The following is a 2,987-nucleotide window of genomic DNA, read 5'->3' on the forward strand; positions in this document are numbered from 1 at the left end:
CAACGTCGAGTGCATACGCGGAGGGGGCGCAGCCCCCGGAGTTGTATGACACGATTTGTTCTGACCTATTTTTTCTTAAGGTTTAGGGTGTGGTTGTCGCAATCAGCATAGATAAGCTTTAGGTCGCCTCCTTTGCTTTTGTAGATGCATGAGGTCATTTGGTGCCCCTCATTTGAACTGGATACGTAGAGGAAAATGAGTCCATCGTAAAGAATCCACATTTGCTTTACATCTTCTTCGTTGAATTCGTTAGAGATCCATTTCTTATCATTTTTTAAGGTGATTGATACTTGATCTATCGATCCCTCAATTCCACAGGATCCTTCCCAAGTTCCGTGTAGTTCTTTTAAGTCTGACTCTTCTAGGTTCGTGTAGGTAAGTTTCGGCTGATTAAGCCATTCTTCCCACATCGTATCGATCTTCAATCGATCTTCTATTGGATTGGCTCCATTCGCTCGGATAACGCCCAAAGCCATAAAGATCAGCGCGACTAGAGTTGGGCATCGAGGTTTCATTTTTTCAGAACGTCGAGCTCAGGCGGCGAGCGCTTGCGCTCGTTGCCTGCAGCGTTTTGTTGGACTAAATTTGTTGTCACTCTGCATGGTCATTTAATCCAATCAGAGAACTTTTCTTTTCCATTCTCTATCAGGTCGTCTACGGAAATGGAAACGGATCCAGTTGCAGAGGTCGGAATAACTAGGTCTCTACCTCTCATCTTGTATCTAAACAAGTTCTGGTTTTTACATTCGGACCAATGACCTTCACAGCCAACGACAAATTCATCTCCTATCGTGCCAACAGAGATGCTCGATACCTTCAATGGAGTCTTAAGATTGAAAATCTTGCCTCCAGGGAAGTCGGGACCTGAAAACTGAAACCCAATTAACCGGTTGTTTGTATCAAAACCGACGACGATTTTTGAGTCTCTGGGAAGCAGTGTAGTGTAGAATTTACGAGCTTCGGTATCCCAGCTTCCACTACACGCAGAGAGGACGAGCACCAGCAGAAGAAGTATTGTGTTTCTGATTTTCATTCTTCGTCCAACGCTAAGGTGATACGCGGCGACTAGTCGCCGTTGTATCGACCGCCTTGATATGCTTTTTCTTTTTTTGTTCTTTCAGGTGGTTCTTGAAGTGCCAGAGCCATCGGAAAAAGAAAGTGAACGTGACTATCGAAACGGTGATCAAAATCCCTGCTCCTCTTCTTTTAATCATACTTCTGTCCGAGAAGAAGTAGTCGTAGTCGATCCCATGAAAAAGTGCCTCCAGGTAAGAAGTCGGTCTTTCGTTTACGCTAACTACGATGACAGCGGAAAGTAGTATCCAGAAAGTTGCTATCGAAACGGCCTGCCACGGAAACCGCGGATTCGGCTTCTCGTCGTTCCACCAGCCGATGGATATAATGAAACCGATGCCTAAGCAAATAGCGTGGATTTCAAGGTTACTCATTAGTTCTGCATATCGCCGAGCTCAGACGCGGAGGCTCTGGCTGGGGTTAAAGATACTGGGGTGTTTGGTTTTCATGTGATCGTATTGAAAGAGGGAGCGATTGCCGACGTTGTCTGAAGCGACTTGTTCGACTAATATTAATATGATATTCCAGCCCTATATTCTAAAATTACTCTGCTTGGGTCGGAGGTGATTAATTTGGAATTTAGGGTTTCTGAGATGGTTATGCCATTGCTGGTTATTGTGTGCGGTGTGTTGGTTTGTTCAATCGTGTTGTTGCCTTTCCATTCTGGGTTATAGTCCATGTCGGTTATCTGATCCAATTCCTTGGAGCTTATCTCTCGGTTGAACGTGAGATTGTAGTCAACTTCATACTCTCTTAAATAGTCACTCAGTCCGTATTTGAATATTTTCCATTGAAATGACAAATCGGATAGTTGGGGATTGTTGCGGATGTTTTGATACATCTTTTTTGTGTAATCTTCGATTAATTCATTAGCATGCTTGGAAAACGCGTAAGAAGCGATCATATCGATTTCCTTTTGTTGCTTTTTGAGTTCTGAACGACTCGCGAGAGACAATCCTATCGAAAGCGTTAAGAAGCAGAAGATAGTGGCAATTAGTAGTTTCTGTTTGTTCATTTCTGTCGAACGTGAAGGTCATACGCGAGGGCTCTGAAACCGTCGTGCAGGAAGTTGTGAAGATACGTCCTTGCTGCTGCCACAACTCGGGCGCTTGGCCCGAGTTGTATGGACCGACTGGTTAGCCTCATTTTTCATAAGCCACAAACCGTTCCTTTCTGTCTGAGGACCATATCTCGCTAGTATCCAAAATCTTGATTCCTTCCTCTTTTGAGATCTCAGAGATCGTATTCGATGAATCTTTACGAATGTAGAAGCTTACTTCTCCTCTGAGGACTCTATCTTTGATTCGTTCTTTGGTTCGGTTTTGTAGTTCTTTGGGGGATTCGTCTGGGAAGCGTTGCTTAAGCTCTTCAAAGATTTCGTAGATAGCAGACTCTTCGGAAAGGTTGATGTCAATGATGCCATCAATGGTCTTTGGTGAGATGTCTTCGGTGTGATTCATTATTTTGGCTAACGTCGAGTACAGGCGGCGTGCGCTTGCGCACGTTGCCTGCTACGTCTGGTTGGCTCTATTTTGTTGATCGATATTGCTTATACTCGGCTCGAGGACGTTCTTTGTCTACATATCTCATGTGCTCTTCATTTATTTCAATAATCGTGTATTCGTTTTTTATTTCGGCTCCATCTGGTCTGTCGGGAGAGGTGAATTTAGTAGTTAAGTCTAAACCGTCCACAAACCATGTTCCTTTCATTCTCAATAAATCCATTACTTCGCCATTTTTGGTGAGTGTCATTTCCTCGTAAAAAGACTTATCCATTTCGTAGACGATGAACCCCTTCACTTCGATACCTTCTCCCTGATCCACGTGGTACGTCCACTTGCCGATTATTGACCTCTCGCAAATCGCTGCTGGTATTACGGCTAAAAACACACTGAGAACCAGAATTAAAGGTG

Annotated in this window: 6 protein-coding genes; all 6 read right to left on the bottom strand. The window is 44.0% G+C overall.

From position 1 onward, the window contains the following. Nucleotides 1-65: 65 nt before the first annotated feature. A complete protein-coding gene (locus IEN85_RS18665) occupies nt 66-515 on the bottom strand; it encodes a hypothetical protein (RefSeq protein WP_191618625.1) in 450 nt (149 codons plus the stop codon). 89 nt (nt 516-604) lie between these two features. Then, nucleotides 605-1,033 (bottom strand): hypothetical protein, encoded by a 429-nt coding sequence (locus tag IEN85_RS18670; protein WP_191618631.1) that lies wholly within the window; start codon nt 1,031-1,033, stop codon nt 605-607. 13 nt (nt 1,034-1,046) lie between these two features. Continuing rightward, a complete protein-coding gene (locus IEN85_RS18675) occupies nt 1,047-1,448 on the bottom strand; it encodes a hypothetical protein (protein WP_191618632.1) in 402 nt (133 codons plus the stop codon). 137 nt (nt 1,449-1,585) lie between these two features. Further along, the gene (locus IEN85_RS18680; RefSeq protein ID WP_191618633.1) at nt 1,586-2,089 is read right to left on the bottom strand and encodes a hypothetical protein; all 504 of its coding nucleotides are present in this window, start codon (nt 2,087-2,089) and stop codon (nt 1,586-1,588) included. A 127-nt stretch (nt 2,090-2,216) separates the two neighbouring features. After that, complete coding sequence (locus tag IEN85_RS18685) at nt 2,217-2,534, bottom strand: hypothetical protein (protein ID WP_191618634.1); 318 nt, start codon at nt 2,532-2,534, stop codon at nt 2,217-2,219. Between the two features lie 67 nt (nt 2,535-2,601). Next, nucleotides 2,602-2,987, bottom strand: a 386-nt coding sequence (locus IEN85_RS18690) for a hypothetical protein (RefSeq protein WP_191617059.1), incomplete at its 5' end; no start/stop codon positions are given.

The organism is Pelagicoccus enzymogenes (genome assembly GCF_014803405.1).
Taxonomy (GTDB): domain Bacteria; phylum Verrucomicrobiota; class Verrucomicrobiia; order Opitutales; family Opitutaceae; genus Pelagicoccus; species Pelagicoccus enzymogenes.